General features: G+C 69.1%; 25 protein-coding genes. 12 read left to right on the top strand and 13 right to left on the bottom strand.

Translation table 11 applies throughout. The annotated features are described in order from the left end of the window. Nucleotides 1–181: 181 nt before the first annotated feature. Nucleotides 182–358: a DUF4169 family protein gene (locus ACSQ2G_RS02950; protein WP_436028142.1), complete on the bottom strand. Its 177-nt coding sequence runs from the start codon at nt 356–358 to the stop codon at nt 182–184. Between the two features lie 3 nt (nt 359–361). Continuing rightward, nucleotides 362–1,366, bottom strand: coding sequence for a DUF6807 family protein (locus tag ACSQ2G_RS02945; RefSeq protein ID WP_436028140.1), 1,005 nt, complete (start codon nt 1,364–1,366; stop codon nt 362–364). A gap of 170 nt (nt 1,367–1,536) precedes the next feature. On the opposite strand from ACSQ2G_RS02945, the gene ACSQ2G_RS02940 reads away from it, so the two are divergent. Both ACSQ2G_RS02940 and ACSQ2G_RS02935 read left to right on the top strand, forming a co-directional pair. Further along, a complete protein-coding gene (locus ACSQ2G_RS02940; RefSeq protein ID WP_310084418.1) occupies nt 1,537–1,773 on the top strand; it encodes a DUF2171 domain-containing protein in 237 nt (78 codons plus the stop codon). Nucleotides 1,774–1,849: 76 nt separating this feature from the next. Beyond that, nucleotides 1,850–2,488, top strand: coding sequence for a glutathione S-transferase family protein (locus ACSQ2G_RS02935; protein ID WP_436028137.1), 639 nt, complete (start codon nt 1,850–1,852; stop codon nt 2,486–2,488). A gap of 99 nt (nt 2,489–2,587) precedes the next feature. Here the strand turns inward: ACSQ2G_RS02935 and ACSQ2G_RS02930 are convergent, their stop codons facing one another. The 6 genes from ACSQ2G_RS02930 to ACSQ2G_RS02905 form a co-directional block, all read right to left on the bottom strand. Then, on the bottom strand, nt 2,588–3,166 hold the full coding sequence (locus tag ACSQ2G_RS02930; RefSeq protein ID WP_436028135.1) for a CAP domain-containing protein: 579 nt from the start codon (nt 3,164–3,166) through the stop codon (nt 2,588–2,590). Nucleotides 3,167–3,262: 96 nt separating this feature from the next. After that, nucleotides 3,263–4,336 carry a sensor histidine kinase gene (locus tag ACSQ2G_RS02925; protein ID WP_436028133.1) on the bottom strand — a complete coding sequence of 358 codons (1,074 nt, stop codon included), beginning with the start codon at nt 4,334–4,336 and terminating at the stop codon, nt 3,263–3,265. A 79-nt stretch (nt 4,337–4,415) separates the two neighbouring features. Continuing rightward, on the bottom strand, nt 4,416–4,601 hold the full coding sequence (locus ACSQ2G_RS02920) for a hypothetical protein (RefSeq protein WP_310084407.1): 186 nt from the start codon (nt 4,599–4,601) through the stop codon (nt 4,416–4,418). A gap of 73 nt (nt 4,602–4,674) precedes the next feature. Continuing rightward, the gene (locus ACSQ2G_RS02915) at nt 4,675–4,935 is read right to left on the bottom strand and encodes a hypothetical protein (RefSeq protein ID WP_436028131.1); all 261 of its coding nucleotides are present in this window, start codon (nt 4,933–4,935) and stop codon (nt 4,675–4,677) included. Between the two features lie 10 nt (nt 4,936–4,945). Next, on the bottom strand, nt 4,946–5,095 hold the full coding sequence (locus ACSQ2G_RS02910; RefSeq protein WP_099052419.1) for a hypothetical protein: 150 nt from the start codon (nt 5,093–5,095) through the stop codon (nt 4,946–4,948). Between the two features lie 117 nt (nt 5,096–5,212). Continuing rightward, complete coding sequence (locus ACSQ2G_RS02905) at nt 5,213–6,415, bottom strand: pyridoxal phosphate-dependent aminotransferase (protein ID WP_436028129.1); 1,203 nt, start codon at nt 6,413–6,415, stop codon at nt 5,213–5,215. A 257-nt stretch (nt 6,416–6,672) separates the two neighbouring features. Here ACSQ2G_RS02905 and ACSQ2G_RS02900 point away from each other — a divergent pair, with 257 nt between their 5' ends. Beyond that, the gene (locus ACSQ2G_RS02900; RefSeq protein WP_436028127.1) at nt 6,673–7,266 is read left to right on the top strand and encodes a hypothetical protein; all 594 of its coding nucleotides are present in this window, start codon (nt 6,673–6,675) and stop codon (nt 7,264–7,266) included. 42 nt (nt 7,267–7,308) lie between these two features. On the opposite strand, the gene ACSQ2G_RS02895 is transcribed toward ACSQ2G_RS02900, so the two are convergent. From ACSQ2G_RS02895 to ACSQ2G_RS02885, 3 genes are all read right to left on the bottom strand, one after another. Continuing rightward, on the bottom strand, nt 7,309–7,842 hold the full coding sequence (locus ACSQ2G_RS02895) for an NADPH-dependent FMN reductase (RefSeq protein WP_436028125.1): 534 nt from the start codon (nt 7,840–7,842) through the stop codon (nt 7,309–7,311). 62 nt (nt 7,843–7,904) lie between these two features. Beyond that, entirely contained in the window at nt 7,905–8,573 is a 669-nt protein-coding gene (locus tag ACSQ2G_RS02890) for an AAA family ATPase (RefSeq protein ID WP_436028123.1), read from the bottom strand. A gap of 196 nt (nt 8,574–8,769) precedes the next feature. Continuing rightward, on the bottom strand, nt 8,770–9,435 hold the full coding sequence (locus ACSQ2G_RS02885; protein ID WP_436028121.1) for an AAA family ATPase: 666 nt from the start codon (nt 9,433–9,435) through the stop codon (nt 8,770–8,772). A 232-nt stretch (nt 9,436–9,667) separates the two neighbouring features. Here ACSQ2G_RS02885 and ACSQ2G_RS02880 point away from each other — a divergent pair, with 232 nt between their 5' ends. Both ACSQ2G_RS02880 and ACSQ2G_RS02875 read left to right on the top strand, forming a co-directional pair. Beyond that, nucleotides 9,668–10,375 carry a TVP38/TMEM64 family protein gene (locus tag ACSQ2G_RS02880; RefSeq protein ID WP_436028120.1) on the top strand — a complete coding sequence of 236 codons (708 nt, stop codon included), beginning with the start codon at nt 9,668–9,670 and terminating at the stop codon, nt 10,373–10,375. A 343-nt stretch (nt 10,376–10,718) separates the two neighbouring features. Further along, nucleotides 10,719–12,305, top strand: a complete 1,587-nt coding sequence (locus ACSQ2G_RS02875) for a 2-isopropylmalate synthase (RefSeq protein ID WP_436028118.1) — start codon at nt 10,719–10,721, stop codon at nt 12,303–12,305. Nucleotides 12,306–12,354: 49 nt separating this feature from the next. Here ACSQ2G_RS02875 and ACSQ2G_RS02870 read toward each other — a convergent pair whose 3' ends face one another. Further along, on the bottom strand, nt 12,355–12,828 hold the full coding sequence (locus tag ACSQ2G_RS02870) for a hypothetical protein (protein ID WP_436028116.1): 474 nt from the start codon (nt 12,826–12,828) through the stop codon (nt 12,355–12,357). A 126-nt stretch (nt 12,829–12,954) separates the two neighbouring features. Between ACSQ2G_RS02870 and ACSQ2G_RS02865 the strand changes: the two genes are divergently transcribed. The 7 genes from ACSQ2G_RS02865 to rodA all read left to right on the top strand — a co-directional run bounded on the left by ACSQ2G_RS02865 (nt 12,955) and on the right by rodA (nt 20,749). Continuing rightward, nucleotides 12,955–13,536 (top strand): O-methyltransferase, encoded by a 582-nt coding sequence (locus ACSQ2G_RS02865; RefSeq protein ID WP_436028115.1) that lies wholly within the window; start codon nt 12,955–12,957, stop codon nt 13,534–13,536. Continuing rightward, nucleotides 13,533–14,417 (top strand): EamA family transporter, encoded by an 885-nt coding sequence (locus ACSQ2G_RS02860; protein WP_436028113.1) that lies wholly within the window; start codon nt 13,533–13,535, stop codon nt 14,415–14,417. Before ACSQ2G_RS02865 ends, ACSQ2G_RS02860 begins: the two co-directional genes overlap by 4 nt. A gap of 372 nt (nt 14,418–14,789) precedes the next feature. Then, nucleotides 14,790–15,833, top strand: a complete 1,044-nt coding sequence (locus ACSQ2G_RS02855) for a rod shape-determining protein (RefSeq protein ID WP_310084367.1) — start codon at nt 14,790–14,792, stop codon at nt 15,831–15,833. A 61-nt stretch (nt 15,834–15,894) separates the two neighbouring features. Then, on the top strand, nt 15,895–17,034 hold the full coding sequence (gene mreC / locus ACSQ2G_RS02850) for a rod shape-determining protein MreC (protein ID WP_436028110.1): 1,140 nt from the start codon (nt 15,895–15,897) through the stop codon (nt 17,032–17,034). Beyond that, nucleotides 16,994–17,545, top strand: a complete 552-nt coding sequence (locus ACSQ2G_RS02845; protein ID WP_310084709.1) for a hypothetical protein — start codon at nt 16,994–16,996, stop codon at nt 17,543–17,545. The genes mreC and ACSQ2G_RS02845 overlap by 41 nt, the downstream gene beginning before the upstream one ends. A 4-nt stretch (nt 17,546–17,549) precedes the next feature. Beyond that, complete coding sequence (mrdA, locus tag ACSQ2G_RS02840) at nt 17,550–19,595, top strand: penicillin-binding protein 2 (RefSeq protein WP_436028109.1); 2,046 nt, start codon at nt 17,550–17,552, stop codon at nt 19,593–19,595. Then, on the top strand, nt 19,592–20,749 hold the full coding sequence (gene rodA / locus ACSQ2G_RS02835; RefSeq protein ID WP_436028107.1) for a rod shape-determining protein RodA: 1,158 nt from the start codon (nt 19,592–19,594) through the stop codon (nt 20,747–20,749). Before mrdA ends, rodA begins: the two co-directional genes overlap by 4 nt. 134 nt (nt 20,750–20,883) lie before the next feature. Here rodA and ACSQ2G_RS02830 read toward each other — a convergent pair whose 3' ends face one another. Beyond that, the gene (locus ACSQ2G_RS02830; RefSeq protein ID WP_436028106.1) at nt 20,884–22,140 is read right to left on the bottom strand and encodes a DNA polymerase IV; all 1,257 of its coding nucleotides are present in this window, start codon (nt 22,138–22,140) and stop codon (nt 20,884–20,886) included. Nucleotides 22,141–22,154: the final 14 nt, after the last annotated feature.

The raw sequence follows: 22,154 nt of genomic DNA, 5'->3' as shown, positions 1-22,154 counted from the left end.
CGGCGAAAAGGCTAACGCCGTGTGTGGCGGATTGGCGCAGGTAGAGCAGAGCTTGATGTTCGCCCTTCGGGAGCATCCAAGGCGCTGGCCCTAGCGCTCCTTTGATCAAAAATGCCCCGTGGATGAGCGAACTGGCCGGCAGCGGAGGTCTCAGGGGACGGCTCTGATCTGGCCGGCCGTTTCAGTCCTCGCGCTTGGCGCCGTCCAGGTCGCGTTGCAGCTTGTCGACCCGAGCCGCGTCCAGGGCCTTGTCGGCCTTGGTGCGGCCGAACCTGGCGCGGTTCTCGGCGGCCTTGGTCTTGGCGTCGGTCTTGGCCTTGGCCTTGCGGGCCTGGTTCAGGTTGAGGATCTCGGCCATGGCCTAGCCCTTCTTCTTCGGTCCAGCGGGGGCGGGCGTCGCCGGCCGCAGGATCAGCGTCGACTGCAGGCGCAGGGTCTCGCCCTTTTTCAGCACGAACGGCGCCCGCCCGGGAAAGACGCAGTTCTGCATCGATAGTTCCCGGCGCAGGATCCAGCGGGTGATCGGCGCGCCGTTGGCCTTGCAGGCCAGGCCCACGGTCCAGGCGGGCGACCCGTCGCCCGGCGCCCAGGCGAAGCCCATGGCCTTGCCGGCCTCCACCGGCCCGACGGCCGGGGTCACGGCCTTGCCGCCGGAGCCGAAGGTCAGGCGGTCGGGCCTGACCAGCCGCACGGAGAAGCCGCCATAGCCCTTGGCGTCGTCGCTGCCGCCCAGGGCCAGGGTGTCGGACCGCGCGGTGATCACCGTGTCGAAGTCGATGCGCCGGGCGCCGGCCTTCAGCGCATAGACGCGGACCTTGGTGGTCTCGCGCGCCACATAGGTCACCTCGGGCGTCGAATTGACGATCCAGTCGGCGTTGACCACCAGGGTCCCGCCGCCGCCGCTGTCGCCCTTGAAGCGCTTTTCGCGGACGTGGAAGGTCAGGCCCTTCATGAACCAGCCGTCGGCCAGGTTCCTGCCGTCGACCAGCACCTGGTGCCAGCTCCAGAACGCCCCGCGCTGGTGCAGGTGGTCGGCGGGGCGATCCTCGGTCAGCACCGTGCCGTCGGGCGCCCAGATCGGGTGGACGTAGTTCAGCCGGCCGGCCTCGCGCGGGTCGGCCGGGGCGGTGCGGTAGAACAGAACGCTCTTGCCGCCGTCGGTGATGGTGACGCCGTCGTCGGCGAACGCCGCGTCGACCCTGGGCGGCGGCGTGGCGGGCGGGGCGGGCGAGGGGGCCGGCGTCGCCGCCTCGGGCGCCGGCTGGGCGACGGCCGCGGGCGGCGCTTCCGCCTGGGCCCATGCCGTTCCCGCCGTGGGCGGGGCGGCGGTCAGCAGGGTCAGGACGGCGGCGAGCGATCGGATCATCGGTGTCTCCCCTGCGGTGGTCGCCGAGTGATAGTCAGGAACGCGACATCCGCAAAGTCGCAACCTTGGCTAGAACGTAGAGCGAACATCGCGGACTCGCAAGCCGCCAGGAAACTGCGCCGCAGCCCCAGCCGTTGCTTTGCCGAACGTCCATCATAAGGAGGAACACCATGATCGACGCCTCGCAAATCCGCGAACACCTGGAAGTGGTCGGCTCGGACGGCGGCCACGTCGGCCGGGTCGACCACGTGGTCGGCGGCGAGATCGAACTGGCCAAGCTGGACCTGGGCGGCGGCTTCAAGCATCACCTGATCCCGATCACCTGGGTCGACCATGTCGACGACGACGGCGTGCACCTGACCCTGACCAAGGACGACGCCAAGGCGCGCTGGCGCGAAAAGCACTGACGCCGCTCGCGGGGCGATTGACAGCTCCGCCGTGCTGACCGATCCCTCGCCCGCCAACGGGTGAGGGATCCTTCGCATGTACCAGCTCTACTACAGCCCCAGCACGGCCAGCCTGGCGGTGCACTGGATGCTGATCGAGATCGGCGCGCCGTTCGAGCTGGTCCTGACCGACATCGCGACCGGCGCCAACAAGACCCCCGACTATCTGAAGCTCAATCCCAGCGGGGTGGTGCCCACCCTGATCGTCGACGGCGCGCCGGTGCTGGAGAGCGCGGCGATCCTGATGCTGCTGGCCGAACGCCACGCCGACAAGGGCCTGGCGCCGGCGGCCGGGACGCCGGAGCGCGCGGCCTATTTCCAGTGGATGGTCTATCTGGCCAACGCCCTGCTGCCCAGCTTCCGCGCCTGGTACTATCCGCACGAGCCGGCCGGCGAGGCCAACGCCGAGGCCGCCCAGGCGGTGGCGCGGGCGCGGGTCGAGGCGGTTTGGGACCGCGTCGACGCGCAGCTGGCGGCCAAGGGCCCCTACATGCTGGGCGAGCGGCTGTCGGCGGTGGACTTCCTGGCCACCATGCTGATGCGCTGGTCGCGCAACCTGCCCCGGCAGGCCACGGCCTGGCCCAACATCGCCCGCTACCTGGCCCGGATGCGGGCCATGCCCTCGCTGCGCGAGGTCCACGCCCGCGAAGGGCTGACGGACTGGATCGACGGCTAGAGCATCGCGCGGAAAAGTGGATGCCGGTTTTTCCGCAAAAGCGATGCGAAAACAAAAATCTAGAGCAAGCCGAGCGATTCCCATATCGCGCGGCTTGCTCTAGCGCGGGGGCAGGGCCCCGGCGAAGTCGATCACGCACATGTAGCCGTAGGCGCGGTGCGGGCCGCAGGCCACGCCGGCCAGCTGGTAGCCCGCGCCGAAGATGTTGCGGCGATGGCCCCGGCCGGGAACGCCGCTGTCGACGATCAGTTGGCGGACGATGTCGCGAGGGTCCTCGAAACCATAGGAGATGTTCTCGGCCGAGAGGCCGGCCCAGACGCCCTGGCCGCGCAGCCGCTGGCCCAGCGAGCCGGCCGGGCCGTGGCCGACGTCGCCGCGCGGTCCTTGGGCCTGGGCGTGCTGGCGGGCCGCGGCGGCGACGCGCCGATCCGGCCCCAGGGGCGGCAGCGAGGCCTGGCGATCCAGGAAGTCGATCGCCTCCTCGACGGCGGCGGGATCGTCGCTGCGGTTCAGCTCGCGGCGCAGTTCGTCGGCGTATTGCGCCGGACGGGCGCGGGCGAAGTTCAGCTCGTCCAGGACGGCGTCGTCGAGACGAGCGGCTTGGGCGGCGGGCGCCAGGGCGAGGAAAAGCAAGCCGGCGAACGCCGGAGCCAAGGCCATACGGCCGGAAATGCGCATGCGCGCTCCCGAGAATCAGACGCCCCAGGCTTGACCTAGCACGCTCCGGACGAAGCGTGCAGTCGCGCGGAATGTCGCGGCCAGAACCGCGCCGCCTCAGGCGGCGACGGGAGTCGACGCCCCGACATGGGCGTGCCGGATCGTCACCGTCATGCCGCCGGTGGAGGCCACCGTCATGTGACCGTCCAGTTGCTTGACCAGCGCATCGACAATCACCGTGCCCAGGCCGCCAGCCCTGGTCGGGGCCGGTTTTGCGGCCTTGCCGACGCCGTTGTCGGCGACCGTCAACGTCCAGGCCTGGTCGTCGCTGGCGAAGGTCACCGTGATGCGGGCGTCGTCCTTGAACACCGGGAACGCGTATTTGACGGCGTTGATCAGCAGTTCGGTGACGATCAGGCCGATGCTGACGGCCTTGTCCGAACCGATCGCGCCATGGTCGGCGACCACCTTCAGGGCGATCGGCTGGCTGTCGCCGATCATCGAGGCCGCCAAGCTGGCGCACAGCTTTGTCAGATAGGGGCCGACCTCGATCTGGTCGACGCCGCCCGAGGCGTGCAGGTGCGACTGCACCTCGGCCACGGAGATCACCCGCTGATGGGCGTCCTTCAGGTGAAAGCGGGTTTCGTCGGAGGTGACGGCCCGGGCCTTGAGCATCAGGATGCTGGCGATGATCTGCAGGCTGTTGGCGACCCGGTGCTGCATCTCCTGCAACAGCACCTCCTTCTGGTACAACAGGTCGCGCGTGCGGGCGAGCAGGCTCTCTTTTTCGCGTTCGATCGCCCGGCGCGCCGTGATGTCGGTGAAGGCCAGCAGGATCGTCGAGTTGGCGCTGGTCTCGTAGATCACCTTGCGGGCGTTCAGCAGCATGATCCGCCGGCCCAGGCCGGGGAAGTCGTGATTGACCTCGAAGCCGTTCATGGCCACGCGCTCGGGGATGATGGTTTCCAGCAGCTCGCGCAGGGCGGGGATGTCCCATTGCCCGTCGCCTAGGGCATAGAGCAAGCAGCCCACGGTGTGCTCGGGGTTGACCTTGAAGGTCTCGTAGAACGACCGGCTGGCGGCCAGCACGGAAAACGCGGAGTCGAGCACCAGCAACGGCTCATGGATGGTGTCCACGATCGCCTGGGCCAGCGTCTGTGCGTCTTCAATCCCTGGGATCGGACGCTTCATGGGCAATTTGGAACCCGATCCTAGGCGCAGGAACGCTCGCGGACGGCGACGGATGGGCGCCGATAGCTCGACCTTAGGCCTATTTCAGGTCGGAGTCCTGAAGCGTCTGAGCGACGAATGCATCCTGCCACAGGGCCTGTTGCGCCAGATAACGCCAGGTCTGGGCCATCGACAGCAGTTCCATCGCGAGACTTCCCGGGCCGCAGGCCCCGGCGCGTCGCTCCATCTCGCTGGCTCGGGCGAGGCAGTCCTTGGCGTCGCGCATGGGCCGATCCTTCAATCCCGTGCCTTGCGCCCCAAGGTACTAACCCGGCGCGGCGCACAAGGCTCCGAGAGGATCAGCGGCCGCCGCCGGTGATTTCCTTGATCAGCGCCTGGACCGGGGCCTTGCCGCCGGCGTTCCACACGGCCTTCAGGTGCGCCAGGGTCTGCTCGGCGGCGCCCTCGAACTTCCACTCGCAGTCGACGATCTTGCAGTTCTTGAACACCGGAGCCTCGCCGCCGGCGAAGGTCAGGCGGCAGTCGCGAAACTCGCAGTCGGAGAAGTGCTCGCCGTCCAGAGAGACAGTTTCGTGGTTGAAGCTCGTCGAGCTGGGCATGCGCCGTCTTTCACTGATCGTCGGTTGGGGGCTTGGGTGGCGCGGCGTCTTCGGCCGCCTGCTTGGCGGCGGCCTTTTCGGCGGCCTTCTGCGCGGCCTTCTGGGCCTTCAGGCGTTCGCGTTCCTGGCGTTCGAAGGAATAGTTCGGGGTGCGGGCCATGACGATCTCCTGGCCGCGGGACGCGGCAAAAAGGAGCCGTAGCGCGGTTCGCGGCCGACTTACAGCCGTCATCCTCGCCAAAAGGGCCAGAATGACGGCCAAAGCCGGGAAGAAAGGCTATTTCACGCTGGCGCAGAAGCGCTGGATGCGCTGGCAGGCGTCCTCCAGCACGTCGTTGGCGGTGGCGTAGCTGATGCGGAAGAACGGCGACAGACCGAAGGCCGCGCCGTGGACCACGGCGACGCCCTCGGCTTCCAGCAGTTCGCCGGCGAAGTCCTCGTCGGTCTCGATGACCTTGCCCGAGGGCGCGGTCTTGCCGATCAGGCCGGCGCAGGACGGATAGACGTAGAATGCTCCTTCCGGCGTCGGGCATTGCAGGCCGGAAGCCTGGTTCAGCATCGACACCACCAGGTCGCGCCGCTCCTGGAACAGCTTGGCGTTCGGCTTGATGAAGTCCTGCGGGCCGTTCAGGGCCTCCAGCGCCGCCCACTGCGAGATCGAGCAGGGGTTCGACGTGGTCTGGCTGATCATCTTGCCCATGGCCTTGATCAGCGCTTCCGGGCCGGCGGCGTAGCCGATGCGCCAGCCGGTCATCGAATAGCCCTTGGAGACGCCGTTCATCGTCAGGGTGCGGTCATAGAGCCGGGGCTCGACCTGGGCGATGGTGGTGAACTCGAAGTCGTCGAACACCAGGTGCTCGTACATGTCGTCGGTCAGCACCCAGACCTGCGGGTGGCGCAGCAGGACGTCGGCGATGGCCTGCAGCTCGGCGCGGGTATAGGCGCCGCCCGACGGGTTGGACGGGCTGTTGATGATCAGCCACTTGGACTTCGGCGTGATCGCCGCTTCCAGGGCGGCCGGGGTGATCTTGAAGCCGCTCTCGGCGGTGGTCTCCACCGACACCGGCGTGCCGCCGGCCAGCAGGGTCATGTCCGGATACGACACCCAGTACGGCGCGGGGATGATCACCTCGTCGCCGGGGTTCAGGGTGGCGACGAAGGCGTTGTAGATCACCGGCTTGCCGCCCGGGGCGACGTGGACTTGGCTCGGCTTGTAGTCCAGGCCGTTCTCGCGCTTGAACTTGGCGCAGATGGCGGCCTTCAGCTCGGGCATGCCGTCGGGGTCGGTGTACTTGGTCTTGCCGGCCTTGATGGCGGCGATGGCGGCGTCCTTGATGTTGTCGGGGGTGTCGAAGTCCGGTTCGCCGGCGGAGAGGGCGATCACGTCCCGGCCGGCCGCTTTCAGGGCGCGCGCCTTGGCGCTGATCGCGATGGTGGCGGACGGGGCGATGCGCCGCAGGGCGGCGGACTCGAGCGACATGGTTCAGGACTCCCCTGGGAGGACGTGGACTCGAAAGACCGGTTTCAGGATTGCGGCGGTCTTTACGCCCGTGCTTGCCCCGGTGCAACGCAACAAAGGCCGCGAGCCACGGGGTTCTTGCGCGGACGGAAGAGGAGCGGTACCGCTATCATCGTAAAGACGAGAGCCGCCGCGTGAAAGGCGGCCCCGGAGGAACGACCATATCGGCCGCCGATGGCGGACGATCGACGCAACGACGTCTCTTGAAGGGGGAAACCATGAGCAAGATCGCCATCCTGGCGGCGGTGGCCGCGCTTGGCCTTGCAGCCGTCGCGCCAATGACGGCCAAGGCCGCCGAGCCGGCCGCCACGGGCGTCATGAAATACGCGATCAACAAGCCGTCCGTAGTCTGGAACGTCTATGGGCCGGGCCAGAGCAACGCTCCGGTCAAGGACAAGGCGGTGACCGGCGGGGCCGCGGTGCGGGTCCAGGTTACGGCGCCGACGCCCGACCAGCCCTGGGCCATCGCCGCCGGCCAGGGCGTCGACGGAAAGATCGCCAAGGGCGACATCATCACCGTCGCCTTCTGGGCCAAGGCCGAGCCGGTCGACGGCGGGCCGGCCACGGCGACGCTCAGTTCGGTGGGGGTCCATCAGTCGACCGCGCCGTGGAGCGGGATCGTCAACGGCCAGGTCGGGACCATCGGCGGCGATTGGAAGATGTACACCTTCAGCGGCCGGGCCGGCATGGACGCCGAGAAGGGCGCGGCGGGGGTCAGCCTCCAGCTGGGCGGCGCCAAGCAGACCGTGGTGTTGGGGCCGCTGTTCGTGCTGGATTTCGGCCCGAACTACGACCCGTCGATGACGAAGTAGGGGAAGTCTCGGGCTTGACGGCTCGCTTGGCGCGAACCCAGGCTATCCCCGCATGTGCTCGATGAACGCCGTCAGGTGCCTGCCCAGATAGGCCAGGGTCTTCTCGTCGATCACTTGGCCGTTCTCGATCTTGGTGTGGGCCTGGCCGACCAGCATCTCGCCGAGCGGCCAGTACTGGGCCGAGACCTTGCGCAGCGACTGGCGCAGGGCGTCCTGGGCGCGGACCGTGCCGGTGACGCCGGGCGAGGCGCCGATGATGCAGGCGGTCTTGCCCGACAGCGCCGAGGGGCTGCCGCGCGAAGCCCAGTCGATGGCGTTCTTCAGCACGCCGGTGACCCCGCCGTTGTATTCGGGGCAGGCCAGCAGCAGGGCGTCGGCGCCGCGGACAGCGTCCTTCCAGGCCGTGACCGGCTCCGGGTCGCCCTGGTCCTCGACGTCCTGGTTGAACAGCGGCAGGTCGTGCAGGCGAAAGATTTCGATCGTCACGCCCTGCGGCGCGCACTCCTGGGCGGCGCGCAGCAGGGCGGTGTTGAACGAGGCGGCCCGCAGGCTGCCGGAGACGCCGAGAAGTTTCATGCGCGAGGCTCCGCCGTTGGAGCGGTGAACCTAGTCGGCGTCGGCTCTGGGTGAAAGCCGGATCAGGCGGTGAGGGCGGTCTTCATCGGCGTTTCGCCCAAGCCGCGACCAAGGCCGCCCAGTCCCGCCTCGACATGGGCCCAGAGGCGCTCCAGGTCGCGGGCGGCCGGGCCGCTGGGCTCGAACTCGGCGACGCAGAGCCCGTGCGCCATCGCCTTCTGGAAGGCCTCGCGCGAGCGCAGGCCGTGCGGCGCTAACGGCAGGCCGCAGAACCGCAGGGCCTCCATGATGTCCGGAAAGGCCACCGGGGCGACGTCCGATCGGCTGGTGTGGGCCTGGTTGAGCACCACCATGCCGCCCTTGCCCAGGCGGCGGACGGCTTCGGCCGTGCGGACGATCGGGGCCAGGTCGAGGAACGAGGGCCGGCCCGCCACCAGGCAGAGGTCGGCGATGTTCACCGCCTGGGCGACATCCGCCTCGGGCATGGCCGGGGTGTCGACGAACAGATAGTCGAAGCGGTCGCGCATCGCGTTGGACTTGGTCATGAACAGCTTGCCGGCGTTGATGTCGGCCAGGACAGGCCCAGGCTCGCCGCGGGCCCGCAAGGCGTCCGACGCGGACCGCTGCGGGTCGATATCGGCCAGCAGCACCTTGTGACCTCGCAGGAAGGCCATCAGCGCCAGGTTCACGGCCAGGGTCGTCTTGCCCGATCCGCCCTTCCGGGAAAGCACAGTAATTGTCTTCACGACGTGCACTCTTCGCCCAGACCGAGCGGCCGGTTCAGGCGGCCGCAAGGTTTCCCAAGGTGGAACACTGTTATGGCCAAGGTATGAACAGAACCTTCAACCTGCGGGGTATTTGACGGCGGAGTCAGTTTTCCTGGCAAGCCGTTGCGTAACCTGGAGAAACCGCGTCGCGGCGATGGGCTCAGCCCGCGCGGACGTCGCGTCCGTGGCCGTCCAGGGCCAGCAGGGCGGCGACATGGCTCCACAGGCGCTCGATCTCCTGGGCGGCCGGAGCCTGGGCGTCCCATTCGCCGACCGACAGGCCGCGGGCGATCGCCTGCTGGTAGACGGCCCGCGAGCGCAGGCCGACCGGCGCGATCGGCAGGCCGCAGAACCGCAGCGCCTCGATGGCCTGCTGCACGCTGGCGGGTTCGACGCCGCCGCGCTTGGAGGGCGCCTGGTTCAGCACGATCAGTCCGGCCTTGCCCAGCCGCCGGACCATCTCGGCCGAACGCGCCACCGAGGCGATGTCCAGGAAGGTGGGGCGGCAGACCAGCACGCACAGGTCGGCGGAATTGACCGCCACGGCCACGTCGGCGTCCGGCGCGGCCGGCGTGTCGATCAGCATCACGTCATAGCCGTCGTGCACCGCTTGCGAACGGGCCTGGAACAGCTTGCCGGCATTGATCTCGGCCAGGGTGGGGCCGGTCCCGCCGCGCGCCCGCAGGGCGTCGGAGGCCGAGCGCTGCGGATCGAGATCGGCCAGCAGGGTCTTCCACCCCGCCAGGTGGGCGCTCAGGGTCAGGTTGATCGCCAGAGTCGTCTTGCCGGCTCCGCCCTTGCGCGAAATGACAGCCAGGGTCTTCACGTCCGACACTCTCCCCAACGCCTTCCGTCCACAACCGGAGGCCTGTGGATAACTTAGCCGCCTGTTACGACGGGTTCGCAACGGAAATGTCGTATTTGGGGAATCTTAACCACGCCGCCGCGCCATACCTTGGGAAGCTTGACAATAAAATGAGCGATCGCCGGGCGACTTGCGTCTGGACCGCGCTCGGCCAGGCTCTTGACCGCGCCTTGGGCATGGGCGAGGCAGGCGGATGCTTCGTCGCCTGATCCACTTCTTCACCAACATGGACGCCCGGGCCTGGCGGACGGTCGCGGTGTCGTTCGTGCTGTTCGGCGGCGTGGGCGTGGTCTTCCTGTTCGGGGCCCAGATGCTGGGGCTGAACGGCGAGGTCACGGTCGAGCAGTGGCTGAGCGCCGCGCACGGGCCCTGGGCCCTGCCGGTCGCGGTCGGCGCCTTCGCGGTCCTGGCCTTCATCGGCGTGCCGCAGTTCGTGCTGATCGCCGCGGCGGTGGTCGCCTTCGGGCCGTGGACCGGCTTCGCCTACAGCTGGATCGGCACCCTGGTCTCGTCCCTGGTCGGGTTCTGGCTGGGACGGACGTTCGGCGGCCGCCTGCTGCGGGACCTGGCCGGCGACGGGGTGGCCAAGTTCATGAAGCTGATCGGCAAGAACGGCTTCCTGGCCAGCCTGATCGTCCGGCTGGTGCCGTCGGCGCCGTTCATCGTGGTCAACATGGCGGCCGGCGTCACGCCGATGAGGCTGCTCGACTTCACGGCCGGCACGGCGGTCGGCATCATCCCCAAGATCGCCCTGACCGCCTTCGCCGGCAATTCCATCGTCCAGACCCTGAAGGGCGGCGGCCAGCGGCACATCGTCATGCTGGTGGTGGCCGTGCTGGTCTGGATCGCCGCCGGCCTGGTGGCCCGCAACTGGCTGAAGAAGCGCGAGACGGCGGAGTAGGCGGGGCGGGTTCGGGTCGCCTGAACGCGTTCAACGGGTCGTTTGACGCTGCGATCGGCCGCTCCCTCGCACGACGTCTCTCAACCGAGGGCTGCTCCTGGTTGAAACTTGCTTCGCGTGCGGCCAATAGCGCGATCCGCGCAAAATGCTTGCTGGCTTTTGGGTCGCTGTGTAGAAAGCAACTCATGAACGTCGCGCGCCAACTGCTTTCGCTTCGGCTTACCACCCCCTGGGCGCTCTAGGGGCCGCGCTTCGTCGCGGCCGGGCGCGCAGGGGATGACTGAACCCGCCGCCCCAAAGGTCAGACCTGGCCCCACGCAGACACCTTCCGACGAGTAGACCCATGACCCCCCCTTCTTCTGGCGTATCCGCCGGCGCCTTCGACAAGCGCGACAACGTCGTCATTTTCGACACCACCATGCGCGACGGCGAGCAGTCGCCCGGCGCCTCGATGTCGCACGACGAAAAGCTGGAACTGGCCAAGATCCTCGAGGAGATGGGGGTCGACGTCATCGAGGCCGGCTTCCCGATCGCCTCGAACGGCGACTTCGAGGCGGTCCGCGAGATCGCCAAGATCGTCAAGAACTCCACCATCGCCGGCCTGTGCCGAGCCCATCAGGTCGACATCGACCGTTGCGCTGAGGCCCTGAAGGGCACGCAACGCGGCCGTATCCACGTGGTCATCGCCACCAGCGACCTGCACATGAAGCACAAGCTGCAGATGGAGCCGGACGCCGTCATCGACGTGATCGCCCGCTCGGTCGGCCACGCCCGCAACCTGCGCGACGACGTCGAATGGTCGGCCGAGGACGCCACCCGCAGCGACCGCCAGTTCCTGCGCCGGGCCATCGAGACCGCCATCAAGGCCGGGGCCACGACGATCAACCTGCCCGACACGGTGGGCTACACCTATCCGTCCGAATACGCCGACCTGTTCAGCTGGATGACCCAGAACGTCGAGGGCGCCGACAAGGTGATCTTCTCGACCCACTGCCACAACGACCTGGGCCTGGCCGTGGCCAACAGCCTGGCCGGGGTGCAGGGCGGGGCGCGCCAGATCGAGTGCGCGATCAACGGCCTGGGCGAGCGGGCCGGCAACGCGGCGCTGGAAGAGATCGTGATGGCCCTGAAGGTGCGCGGCGACAAGCTGCCCTTCGAGACCAAGATCGACACCACCCACATCACCCGCGCCAGCCGCTACGTCTCGGCCATCACCGGCTTCCCGGTGCAGTACAACAAGGCCATCGTCGGCAAGAACGCCTTCGCGCACGAGAGCGGCATCCACCAGGACGGGATGCTGAAGAACCGCGAGACCTACGAGATCATGACCCCGGAATCGGTCGGCCAGGCGCCGTCCAGCCTGGTCATGGGCAAGCACTCGGGCAGCCACGCCTTCCGCGCCAAGCTGAAGGACCTGGGCTACGAGCTGGGCCAGAACGCCCTGAAGGAGGCCTTCGGCCGCTTCAAGGACCTGGCCGACCGCAAGAAGCACGTCTATGACGACGACATCATCGCCCTGGTCGACGACGCCCTGGCCCGCGGCTCCGAACGCATCCGCGTTCAGCGCCTGCGGGTGGTGGCCGGCACCGATGGCCAGTCGGCCGAGCTGACCCTGGAAGTCGACGGCGAGATCAAGACCTCCGAGGCCTCGGGCGATGGTCCGGTGGACGCGGTGTTCAACGCCATCCAGCAGATCGTGCCGCACAACGCCGCCCTGCGCCTGTTCCAGGTGCATGCGGTGACCGAAGGCACCGACGCCCAGGCCCAGGTCTCGGTCCGCCTCGAAGAGGACGGCCGCATCGCCACCGGCCAGGCCGCCGACACCGACACCCTGACCGCCTCGGCCAAGGCCTATGTCAACGCCCTGAACAACCTCATGGCGCGCAAGGAAAAGGGCCGGCCGGAAGCGGCGATCGCCAGCGGGTTCTAGGGTTTGCAACGGACGGGGACAGGCACATGTGCCTGTCCCCAATCCAACCCTAAGCCGCCGCTCGCTTGCTGAAAGGCCGTGTCGCCAGCAGTTCCGCCGATAGGTGCGCCTGGGCCTCCACCTCCAGCCCCAGGGTCCGCAGGTCGTCGCACAGCGCCCGGCGCGCCGCCTGGTCCAGGACCGCGCCGGCGTCGATGACCATCGCCCCGCCCGGGCGGAGCATGGCCATCGTCGAGGCCGCCGCGGCGCGCGCGTCGGCCGCCGTCGCGCAGCCCACGACCAGCAGCACGTCGCTCTGCTCGTCGGCCGCCCGGCAGGTGGCCCGGCGGGCCGCTTCCACCCGGTCGTAGCCGCGTCGCCACAGCACGCTCATCGCCTCGCCGGCGTCGGGCCCGGTCACCGCCACGAAACACAGCGGCGTGGCCTGGGCCAGGGCGAGCATCCGCCCGAGCGCGTGGTGGATCCCGTCGGTCGGAACGCCGAGCAGGAACCGCGCGGCCTGACGGAAAGGATGGGACGACATGGTCGAGACCTCGTTCTGGTCGGAACCGTCACCGGACAGGCCGACGATCAAGGTGTGCGCCCGAGCGGCCTAAGACCTCCATTCGGAAACCCGCCGCCCGCATAGGGGGGGCATAAGGACGAGCCGATGTTCGACGACAACACCGCCACGACGCCCGCGACCTGGCGCGAGATCGACGCCCGTAGCCGCGTCCTGGGGTTCGACATGCCCTCCGAAGCTGGAACCGGCGCCATGCTCCGTCTGCTGACCGCCACGAAGGCCGGCGGGCGATTTCTGGAACTGGGCACGGGCACGGGCCTAGCCACGGCCTGGCTGCTGGACGGCATGGCGCCTGACGCCAGTCTGGTCAGCATCGACACCGACATGGGTGTCCAGGCGGTGGCGCGCGCCGTGCTCGCCGGCGACCCGCGCGTCACCTTCGTTATCGAGGATGGCCTGGACTATGTTCGCGCCCAGCGGCCGGCCTCGTTCGACCTGATCTTCGCCGACGCCTGGCCGGGCAAGTACGAGGGCCTGGACGAGACCCTGGCGCTGCTGGGTCCGGGCGGGCTCTACGTGGTCGACGACATGTCGCCCCAGCCCAACTGGCCGCCCGGCCACCAGCCTCGCATCGACGCCCTGGTCACGCGCCTGAAATCCCATCCCGACCTGGCGACGGTCGCCCTGGACTGGGCGTCGGGCCTTATCATCGCGGCGAGACGGCCATGATCTGGATCCCCATCACCATCGCCGCCTCGTTCGCCCAGGTGGCCCGCAACGCCGCCCAGCGCTCGGTGATGGGCGGCACGGGGCCCTGGGGCGCGACCCTGGTGCGGTTCCTGTTCGGCCTGCCGTTCACGGCGGTGTTCGTGGCCATCGCTTTCGCCCTGACCCGGGGCGAGCATCCGCGGGCCGACGTGGCGTTCTGGATTCCGGCCCTGCTGGGCGGCGCGGCCCAGATCGGCGCCACGGCCGCCCTGCTGACCGCCATGAAGCGCGCCGGCTTCGCCGTGGCCACGGCCGTGCAGCAAAGCTCCATCCCCCTGGCCGCCCTGCTGGGCTGGCTGGTCTATGGCGAGCGGTTGAGCGCCGTCGGCTGGACGGGCGTGGCCCTGACCAGCGTCGCCCTGCTGGTGGTCACCTGGCCCCGGACCGGGGCGTCGGGCGACCAGCCGGTCAGCGGCGGGCTGTTCGGCCTGCTGTCGGGCCTGGCCTTCGGCATCTCGCTGAATGCTTTCCGCCAGGCGGGCCACGCCCTGGAGCCGGCCCACCCGATCTTCGCGGCGGTGTTCACCCTGATCGTGGTCCAGGCGGTCCAGACCTTGGCCTTGACCCTGTTCCTGGCGATCACCAGCCGGGCGACCCTGGTCGCCGTGGCCAAGGCCTGGCGGCCGTCGCTGGGCGCGGGCTTCTGGGGCGCGGCCGCCTCGGCTGGCTGGTTCATCGCCCTGGCCCTGGCCCCGGCGGGGCAGGTGAGGGCGGTCGGGGTGGTCGAGGCGCCGATCGCCGCCATCGCCGGACGACGCCTGTTCGCGGAAAGGCTGAGCGCCGTTCAGATGATCTTCGGCCTGATCGCGGCGGCCGGCGTGGCCACGGCGGCGCTCGGCTAGAAAAGGCCATGTTTCTGGGATGAAACCCCCGACGCCGCCGTTCTGCGAAAACAGGTGAGGCGGGGTCTGCAATAGACCTTGAATTCAACGCTTTCGCAGGGCAAACGGGCTTCGTCGACAGCTTTGTGGCAGTCAGGCGACGGCGCGGCGGGAGCCAGCGCTCCCGTCGTGCGGCAGGCGCTCGTCAAAGGGACAAAACCCGCATTTCGCGGGAATCATGTTGTCCTCGTTTGGAATTGAAGTAGGAGCCGTATTTCCCCTTCGCCTTCGTCGGTTCACCGGCGCAAACGGTTCCGTTTCGCCTACCCGCCGCCTTCTGCTTCCCTACCGACCCGCCGCCTTCGCCCCCCTATCCCTCAGTCAGGGCTTTCAATGTTTTCTTCCCTTTTCGGCGCCATCTCCAGCGATATCGCCATCGACCTCGGCACCGCCAATACCCTGATTTATCAAAAGGGTAAGGGCATCGTGCTGAATGAACCGTCGGTGGTGGCGCTGCGCAATGTCGGCGGCCGGAAGATCGTTCACGCCGTCGGGATCGAGGCCAAGCAGATGCTGGGCCGCACGCCGGGCCACATGGAAGCCATCCGCCCGATGCGCGACGGGGTCATCGCCGACTTCGAAGTCGCCGAGGAGATGATCAAGTACTTCATCCGCAAGGTTCACAACCGCAAGGGCTTCGTGAACCCCAAGGTCATCGTCTGCGTGCCGTCGGGGGCCACCGCCGTCGAGCGCCGGGCCATCAACGATTCCTGTCTGAACGCCGGCGCCCGCCGCGTGGGCCTGATCGACGAGCCGATGGCCGCGGCGATCGGCGCCGGCCTGCCGATCCACGAGCCGACCGGCTCGATGGTCGTCGACATCGGCGGCGGCACCACCGAGGTGGCCGTGCTGTCGCTGTCGGGCATCGTCTATTCGCGCAGCGTCCGGGTCGGCGGCGACAAGATGGACGAGGCGATCATCAGCTACATGCGTCGCCACCATAACCTGCTGATCGGCGAGACCACCGCCGAGCGCATCAAGAAGGAAATCGGCACCGCTCGCGCCCCGGCCGACGGCGAGGGCCTGTCGATCGACGTCAAGGGCCGCGACCTGATGCAGGGCGTGCCGCGCGAAGTCCGCATCAGCGAGAAGCAGGCTGCCGACGCCCTGGCCGAACCAGTCGGGCAGATCGTCGAGGCGGTGAAGGTGGCGCTGGAAGCCACCCCGCCGGAACTAGCCAGCGACATCGCCGACAAGGGTATCATGCTGACCGGCGGCGGCGCCCTGCTGCGCGGCTTGGACGCCGAGATCCGCGACCATACCGGCCTGCCGGTCACCGTGGCCGACGATCCGCTGTCGTGCGTGGCCCTGGGCTGCGGCAAGGTGCTCGAACATCCCAAGTGGATGAAGGGCGTGCTTGAATCGACTCTCGCCTAGGCGCCAAATCTAGGTCGCCCATCCAAGTCGGACGCTGCGGGGAGCGTCGGGAGAACAGTTCGTGCCCTTTCGCGAAGGTCCGCTCGGCGACCTGAAGGTGCCGCTTACCTGGACGGCGGCCGTGGCGTTGATCGTCGCGATCGTGATCGCGGTGGCGTTCCTGCTGGCCGACCGGCGCGAGACCCTGCAGCAACAGGCCTATGGTGTCACCCGCCAGACGGTCGACACGGTGTCCAAGCCGGTCAGCGGCGTGATCGCCGCGCCGGGACGCTGGACCGGCCTGGGCGTCGACTTCGTCAGCAGCTACTTCTTCACCGCGTCCGAGAACCGCCGGCTGAAGGCCGAGCTGAAGGAGATGCGCGGCTATCGCGACATGTACCTGGCCGAGGTCGACAAGAACCAGAGCTACCGCTCGCTGCTGGGCCTGCGCACCGATCCGCCGATCCCCATGGTCGCCGCCCGCGTGGTCGCCGACACCCGCGGTCCATTCGCCAACACCCGCCTGGCCGATTCCGGCTCGGAAAAGGGCGTGGTGGTCGGCAATCCGGTGATGAACGAGCGCGGCCTGGTCGGCCGGGTGGTCGGCGTCGCCAACGGGGCCAGCCGGGTGCTGCTGCTGACCGACATCGCCTCGCGCACCCCGGTGATGATCGACCGCACCAACGCCCGCGCCATCCTGACCGGCGACGGCGGCCCCAATCCCAAGCTGGACTATCTGCGCGGCGCCGATCCGATCAAGGAGGGCGACCGGGTCGTCACCTCGGGCGACGGCGGCGTGGTGCCGCGCGGCCTGCCGGTGGGCGCGGCCGTCAAGGGCCTGGACGGCCGCTGGCGGGTGGTGCTGTTCGCCGACGACGCCGCCATCGACTATGTCCGCATCCTGCTGTTCAAGGACTTCGCCCAACTGGCCGACCAGAAGGCCTTGCTGACCCGCAGCCTGCCGCCAGTGACCACCGAGGACCCCGACGTCTCGATCCTGGGCCCGGTCGCCGCCACACCCAAGCCGCCGGCCCAGGCCGGTGCGACGCCGACGGGTCCCGGCGCGACACCGACGGCGCAAGGCGCCTCGGCGACCCCGGCCGCGACGCCGCCCAAGCCGCCAGCCGCGGCGGCCCCGAAGCCCGCGGCGCCGAAGCCGGCCGCGCCCAAGCCCGTGACCTCTGGACCGACCACGGCCCAGCGGGCCGGCGGGGAGCTCTAGCGTGGGCGGCGCGCGGCCCCTGCACCCCGGCCTCTGGCTGGGCGTGCCCGCCGTGCTGTGCGTGCTCGCGACGGTCGTCTTCGCCGCGCCGATCCGCATCTTCGGCCTGCAGCTGCCCGAGCCGGTGTTCGCCATGGTCCCGGCCTTCGCCTGGGCGCTGATCCGGCCGTCGATCCTGGCCCCGTTCGCCCTGCTGGCCCTGGGCCTGTTCCTGGACGTGTTCTGGGGCGGTCCGACCGGCCTGTGGGGCCTGTCGCTGCTGGTCGCCTACGCCACGGCCCTGGCCGGCCGCAGCATGATGACCGGCCAGAGCCTGCCGATCATGTGGGGCTGGTTCGCCGGCGTCACCGTCGTGGCCATGGCCGCCGGTTTCCTGTTCAGCATGCTCGACAGCCTGGCCATGCCCAGCCTGCTGGCCGTGTTCTGGCAGTTCCTGGTGACGACCCTGTTGTTCCCGTTCGCCCACCGGCTGATCGACCGGTTCGAGGACGCGGACGTTCGGTTCCGGTGACGCCATGAGCGAACCGTCCATCATGTTCTTCGAGGTGAACGAGCGGCAGGGGGTGTTCCATCGCCGCGCGTTCCTGATGGGCGGTCTGGCCGGCGGCGGCCTGCTGGCCCTGGGCGGCCGCTTGGCCCAACTGCAGTTGGTCGAGGCCCAGCGCTACCAGAAGCTTTCGGCCGGCAACCAGTTCAACTACCGCCTGACGCCGCCGCCGCGCGGCTTGATCCTGGACCGCAACGGCGTGGCCCTGGCGTCGAACCGGCCGAACTTCCGGCTGATGGTCAGCAAGGATTCCAAGGACTTCGACGTCGAGACCGCCCTCGACGACCTGGCCCTGCTGGTGCCGATCGACGCCGCGCGCCGCGCCCGCCTGCTCAAGGACATCGCCCGCGCCCCCAAGAAGGCCCCGGTGGCGGTGATGGAGGACATGACCTGGGAGGAGTTCTCCCGCGTCAACATCCGCGCCCCGGAGCTGCCGGGCGTGACCGCCGACATGGGCGAGGTTCGGGTCTATCCGTTCGGCGGCGCGTTCGCCCACGTGATCGGCTACGTGGCAAAGGTCTCGGACCGCGATCTCGACAGGGCCAAGGACGATCCCACCCAGGACCAGGACCTGCTGCACCATCCGGGCTTCCGGATCGGCAAGGCCGGTATCGAGAAGTCCCTGGACCGCGACCTGCGCGGCCGTCCGGGGGCCACCAAGGCCGAGGTCGACGCCCAGGGCCGCGTGGTGCGCCTGGATCCCGAGGGTGACATCCCCGCGACCCCCGGCAAGGAAGTGCGCCTGACCCTGGACGCCGACATCCAGAACCGCGCCCTGGAGGTGATGGGCGACGAGAGCGGCGCCATCGTGGTGATGGACATCCGCAATGGCGACCTGCTGGCCATGGTCTCGGCCCCCAGCTTCGACGCCAACCGCTTCGTCAAGGGCCTGTCGGGTCCGGAGTACAAGGCCCTGGCCGAGTACGAGCGCAAGCCGCTGCTGGACAAGGTGCTGAACGGCACCTTCCCGCCGGGTTCGACCTTCAAGCCGACCGTCGGCCTGGCGGCCCTGACCGCCGGCGTCGATCCCGAGGTCCGCGTAAGCTGCGGCGGCAGCTGGTACTATGGCGGCCGGACCTGGCGCTGTTGGCAGAAGAACGGCCACGGCTCGCAGAACCTGCACGAGGCGATCAAGAACTCGTGCGACATCTATTTCTACCAGACCTCGCTGAAGATCGGTCCGGACGCCATCGCCAGCGCCGCGCGGGCCATGGGCTTCGGCAGCACCTTCGACATCGGCATTCCGGGCCAGAAGAAGGGCCTGGTCCCTGACCGCGAATGGAAGAAGCGGGCCTTCAAGAAGAATCCCGCCAACCAGATCTGGTTTCCGGGCGAGACCCCCAGCTATGGCATCGGGCAGGGGGCTCTCAGCGTCAACGCCCTGCAGCTGGCGGTGATGACCTCGCGGCTGGCCAACGGCAGGAAGGCGCTCAATCCGCGGCTGATCAAGTCGGTGGGCGGGGTCGAGCAGCCCAGCGGCGCGGCCGTGCCCGACCTCCCGTTCACGATGGAGCACCTGGCCTATGTGCGCGGCGGCATGGAGGCGGTGGCCAACGACGTGCGCGGCACCGCCTATCGCCAGAGCCAGCTGGGCCTGGGCGACGTCAAGATGGCCGGCAAGACCGGCACCGCCCAGGTGCGCAGCTACGACAAGGTCGCCAACCGCAAGAGCGACAGCGTCGCCTGGAAGCTGAAGGACCACAATCTGTTCATCGCCTTCGCTCCCTATGACGACCCGCGCTACGCCGTGGTCGTGATCGTCGAGCATGGCGGCCTGGGCGGCGCCACCGCCGGCGCCCCGCGGGCCCGCGAGGTGATGCGCGTGGCCCTGCTGAAGGACCCCGAGGTCCGGGCCCGCATCGAGCGGCCCATGCCCTTGCCGGCGGAGCCGGTCGAGGCCGCCCCCGACGGCTCGGTCGAAGGCGCCGCGCCTGACGACCCGACCCTGGGCGCGGCGCCGACGACCGCCGCCCCGACTGTTCCTGCGCCTCCCGCCCCCGGAGTTCCCCGATGACCCTCAGCGGCGGCCTCAGCCGGCCTGGCGAACGCGACCGGCCGATCATCAAGTTCTCGGAGATCGACTGGACCCTGTGTCTGGTCCTGGCCCTGATCGCAGGGGCCGGCGCCTTGATGCTGTTCTCGATCGCCGGCGGCTCGTGGGAGCCCTGGGCCGACAAGCACCTGCTGCGGTTCGGCATCTATTTCATCCTGATGATCGTCCTGGCCCTGGTCGACCTGCGCGTCTGGTTCAGCCTGGCCTATCCGATCTATGGCGTCGGCCTGCTGCTGCTGGTGGCCGTCGCTCTGGTCGGCGACTCCTCGCTGGGCGCCCAGCGCTGGCTGGCCGTGGGGCCGGTGCGGTTCCAACCGTCCGAGATCATGAAGATCGGCGTGGTCCTGGCCCTGGCCCGCTACTATCACGGCCTGTCGGCCGACAGCGCTCGACTGTCGTGGAAGCTGCTGATCCCCGCCGCCCTGATCGGCGCGCCGGTGCTGCTGGTGGCCCACCAGCCCGACCTGGGCACGGCGATGCTGATCGCCCTGCCGGGCCTGGCGGTGATGGTGCTGGCGGGGCTGTCGCTGAGGCTGATCGCTGTGGGGGCTGTCGGCGTGCTGGCCGCGCTGCCGCCGTTCATCTTCTTCGTGCTGCACGACTACCAGCGCAACCGCATCCTGACCTTCATGGATCCGGAGAAGGATCCTTCGGGCAACGGCTACCACATCATGCAGTCGAAGATCGCCCTGGGCTCGGGCGGGTTGCTGGGCAAGGGCTGGGGCCTGGGCTCGCAGAGCCAGCTGAACTTCCTGCCCGAGAAACAGACCGACTTCATCTTCGCCACCCTGGCCGAGGAGTTCGGCTTCGTCGGCTGCGTCAGCGTGCTGTTCCTGTACGGCGTGGCGATCTTCATGGCCCTGCGCATCGCCTCGATCAGCCACAGCCACTTCGGACGCCTGTCGGCCGCCGGGGTGACGGCGACCTTCGCTCTTTATGTGCTGATCAACGGCGCGATGGTCATGGGCATGGCCCCGGTGGTGGGCGTGCCGATGCCGATGCTGTCGTACGGCGGCACCGTCATGCTGACCGTGATGGTCGGCTTCGGGCTGGTCCAGGCGGTGCGGGTGCACCGCTATACCGAGGTGACCAGCGGCAAGGGCTCGCTGATGTAGTCCTGTGTCTTTCCCTCCCCTTTATGGGGAGGGGGGACCAGCGAAGCTGGTGGGTGGGGTCCGCTGACTCATCAAGCCCCACCCGACCCCTTCGGGGCCACCCTCCCCGTAAAGGGGAGGGAAGGGCGCTTGGATCACTTCCCCTTCAACGCCCGCCCCGTGACCACCGCGCCCGCCCCGAACTTCCCCCGCAGCCCGTCGATCACCGTCTCGCTCTTCAGGGCCTTGCGCTCGTCGCCGGCGAAGAAGTCGTCGGCCGCGCCCTCGGCGGGGACGAAGTCGGTCAGGCCCGCGCCGATCAGGCGGTAGTGCAGGCCGCGCGGCTCGGCCGCCAGCAGCTCGCGCGCCACCTGGAACAGGGTGCGGGCCGTCTGGGTCGGCACGGCCAGGGTGCGGCGGCGGGTGTGGATCCTGAAGTCGGGCGTGCGCAGCTTCAGGGTCGCCACCCGGCCCGCCACGCCGCCGGCCCGCGCCTGGCGGGCGACCTTCTCGCACAGCGGCCACAGCTCGTCCTCCAGGTCCTCGGCCCTGTAGAGGTCGTCGTTGAACGTGGTCTCGGCGCTGATCGTCTTGCGTTCCTGGTCGGGATCGACCACCCGCGTGTCGCGGCCATGGGCCAGGTGGTGCAGCCGCAGGCCCCCCGAGCCCAGCACCTTGACCAGCCATTTGAGGTCGGCGCCGGCGATGTCGCCCACCGTCCGCAGGCCCTCCGAGGCCAGGGCGGTGACCGTGGCGGGGCCGACGCCGGGCAGGATCGACACCGGCCGCGGGGCCAGGAACGCCTCGATGCCGGCCGCCCCGATCACCGAGAAGCCGCGCGGCTTGTCCAGCTCCGAGGCGATCTTGGCCAGGAACTTGTTGGGCGCCAGGCCGATCGAGACGGTGATGCCCACCTCGGCCTCGATCTCGCGCTGGACCCGGGCCAGCATCACCGCCGGCGGCGCGCCGTGCAGGCGCTCGGTCCCGGCCAGGTCGATCCAGGCCTCGTCCAGCGACAGCGGCTGCACCAGCGGCGTCAGGGCCTCCAGCTTGGCCATGATCCGCCGGCTCTCGTGCTTGTACTTGGCGAAGTTGGGCTTGATGACCACCGCGTCCGGGCACAGCTTCAGCGCCTTGTACATCGGCATGGCCGAGCGCGGGCCGCTCATGCGGGCGATGTAGCAGGCGGTGGTCACCACCCCGCGCTTGCCGCCGCCGACGATCACCGGCTTGTCGCGCAGCGACGGATCGTCGCGCTTCTCGACCGAGGCGTAGAAGGCGTCGCAGTCCATGTGGGCCATGCTCAGCCGGCCCAGCTCCTCGTGGAACACCACGCGGGGCGAGCCGCAGGCCGGACAGCGCGCGACCTTGGCCTCGCCGGTCGCCAAGCAGTCGCGGCAGAGGGATCTCATGGGAGGAGAGCCTT

Origin of the sequence: Caulobacter sp. LjRoot300 (assembly GCF_964253875.1) — a bacterium.
Taxonomy (GTDB): Bacteria; Pseudomonadota; Alphaproteobacteria; order Caulobacterales; family Caulobacteraceae; genus Caulobacter.
Note: the sequence above shows the minus strand (reverse complement) of the source record. Positions and strands in the feature narration are given on the sequence as shown.

What these genes read in the sequence shown, in the direction of transcription:
- ACSQ2G_RS02950 (WP_436028142.1), bottom strand. Translation starts at nt 358, where the DNA reads ATGGCCGAGATCCTCAACCTGAACCAGGCCCGCAAGGCCAAGGCCAAG.
- ACSQ2G_RS02945 (WP_436028140.1), bottom strand. Translation starts at nt 1,366, where the DNA reads ATGATCCGATCGCTCGCCGCCGTCCTGACCCTGCTGACCGCCGCCCCG.
- ACSQ2G_RS02940 (WP_310084418.1), top strand. Translation starts at nt 1,537, where the DNA reads ATGATCGACGCCTCGCAAATCCGCGAACACCTGGAAGTGGTCGGCTCG.
- ACSQ2G_RS02935 (WP_436028137.1), top strand. Translation starts at nt 1,850, where the DNA reads ATGTACCAGCTCTACTACAGCCCCAGCACGGCCAGCCTGGCGGTGCAC.
- ACSQ2G_RS02930 (WP_436028135.1), bottom strand. Translation starts at nt 3,166, where the DNA reads ATGCGCATTTCCGGCCGTATGGCCTTGGCTCCGGCGTTCGCCGGCTTG.
- ACSQ2G_RS02925 (WP_436028133.1), bottom strand. Translation starts at nt 4,336, where the DNA reads ATGAAGCGTCCGATCCCAGGGATTGAAGACGCACAGACGCTGGCCCAG.
- ACSQ2G_RS02920 (WP_310084407.1), bottom strand. Translation starts at nt 4,601, where the DNA reads ATGCGCGACGCCAAGGACTGCCTCGCCCGAGCCAGCGAGATGGAGCGA.
- ACSQ2G_RS02915 (WP_436028131.1), bottom strand. Translation starts at nt 4,935, where the DNA reads ATGCCCAGCTCGACGAGCTTCAACCACGAAACTGTCTCTCTGGACGGC.
- ACSQ2G_RS02910 (WP_099052419.1), bottom strand. Translation starts at nt 5,095, where the DNA reads ATGGCCCGCACCCCGAACTATTCCTTCGAACGCCAGGAACGCGAACGC.
- ACSQ2G_RS02905 (WP_436028129.1), bottom strand. Translation starts at nt 6,415, where the DNA reads ATGTCGCTCGAGTCCGCCGCCCTGCGGCGCATCGCCCCGTCCGCCACC.
- ACSQ2G_RS02900 (WP_436028127.1), top strand. Translation starts at nt 6,673, where the DNA reads ATGAGCAAGATCGCCATCCTGGCGGCGGTGGCCGCGCTTGGCCTTGCA.
- ACSQ2G_RS02895 (WP_436028125.1), bottom strand. Translation starts at nt 7,842, where the DNA reads ATGAAACTTCTCGGCGTCTCCGGCAGCCTGCGGGCCGCCTCGTTCAAC.
- ACSQ2G_RS02880 (WP_436028120.1), top strand. Translation starts at nt 9,668, where the DNA reads ATGCTTCGTCGCCTGATCCACTTCTTCACCAACATGGACGCCCGGGCC.
- ACSQ2G_RS02875 (WP_436028118.1), top strand. Translation starts at nt 10,719, where the DNA reads ATGACCCCCCCTTCTTCTGGCGTATCCGCCGGCGCCTTCGACAAGCGC.
- ACSQ2G_RS02870 (WP_436028116.1), bottom strand. Translation starts at nt 12,828, where the DNA reads ATGTCGTCCCATCCTTTCCGTCAGGCCGCGCGGTTCCTGCTCGGCGTT.
- ACSQ2G_RS02865 (WP_436028115.1), top strand. Translation starts at nt 12,955, where the DNA reads ATGTTCGACGACAACACCGCCACGACGCCCGCGACCTGGCGCGAGATC.
- ACSQ2G_RS02860 (WP_436028113.1), top strand. Translation starts at nt 13,533, where the DNA reads ATGATCTGGATCCCCATCACCATCGCCGCCTCGTTCGCCCAGGTGGCC.
- ACSQ2G_RS02855 (WP_310084367.1), top strand. Translation starts at nt 14,790, where the DNA reads ATGTTTTCTTCCCTTTTCGGCGCCATCTCCAGCGATATCGCCATCGAC.
- mrdA (WP_436028109.1), top strand. Translation starts at nt 17,550, where the DNA reads ATGAGCGAACCGTCCATCATGTTCTTCGAGGTGAACGAGCGGCAGGGG.
- rodA (WP_436028107.1), top strand. Translation starts at nt 19,592, where the DNA reads ATGACCCTCAGCGGCGGCCTCAGCCGGCCTGGCGAACGCGACCGGCCG.
- ACSQ2G_RS02830 (WP_436028106.1), bottom strand. Translation starts at nt 22,140, where the DNA reads ATGAGATCCCTCTGCCGCGACTGCTTGGCGACCGGCGAGGCCAAGGTC.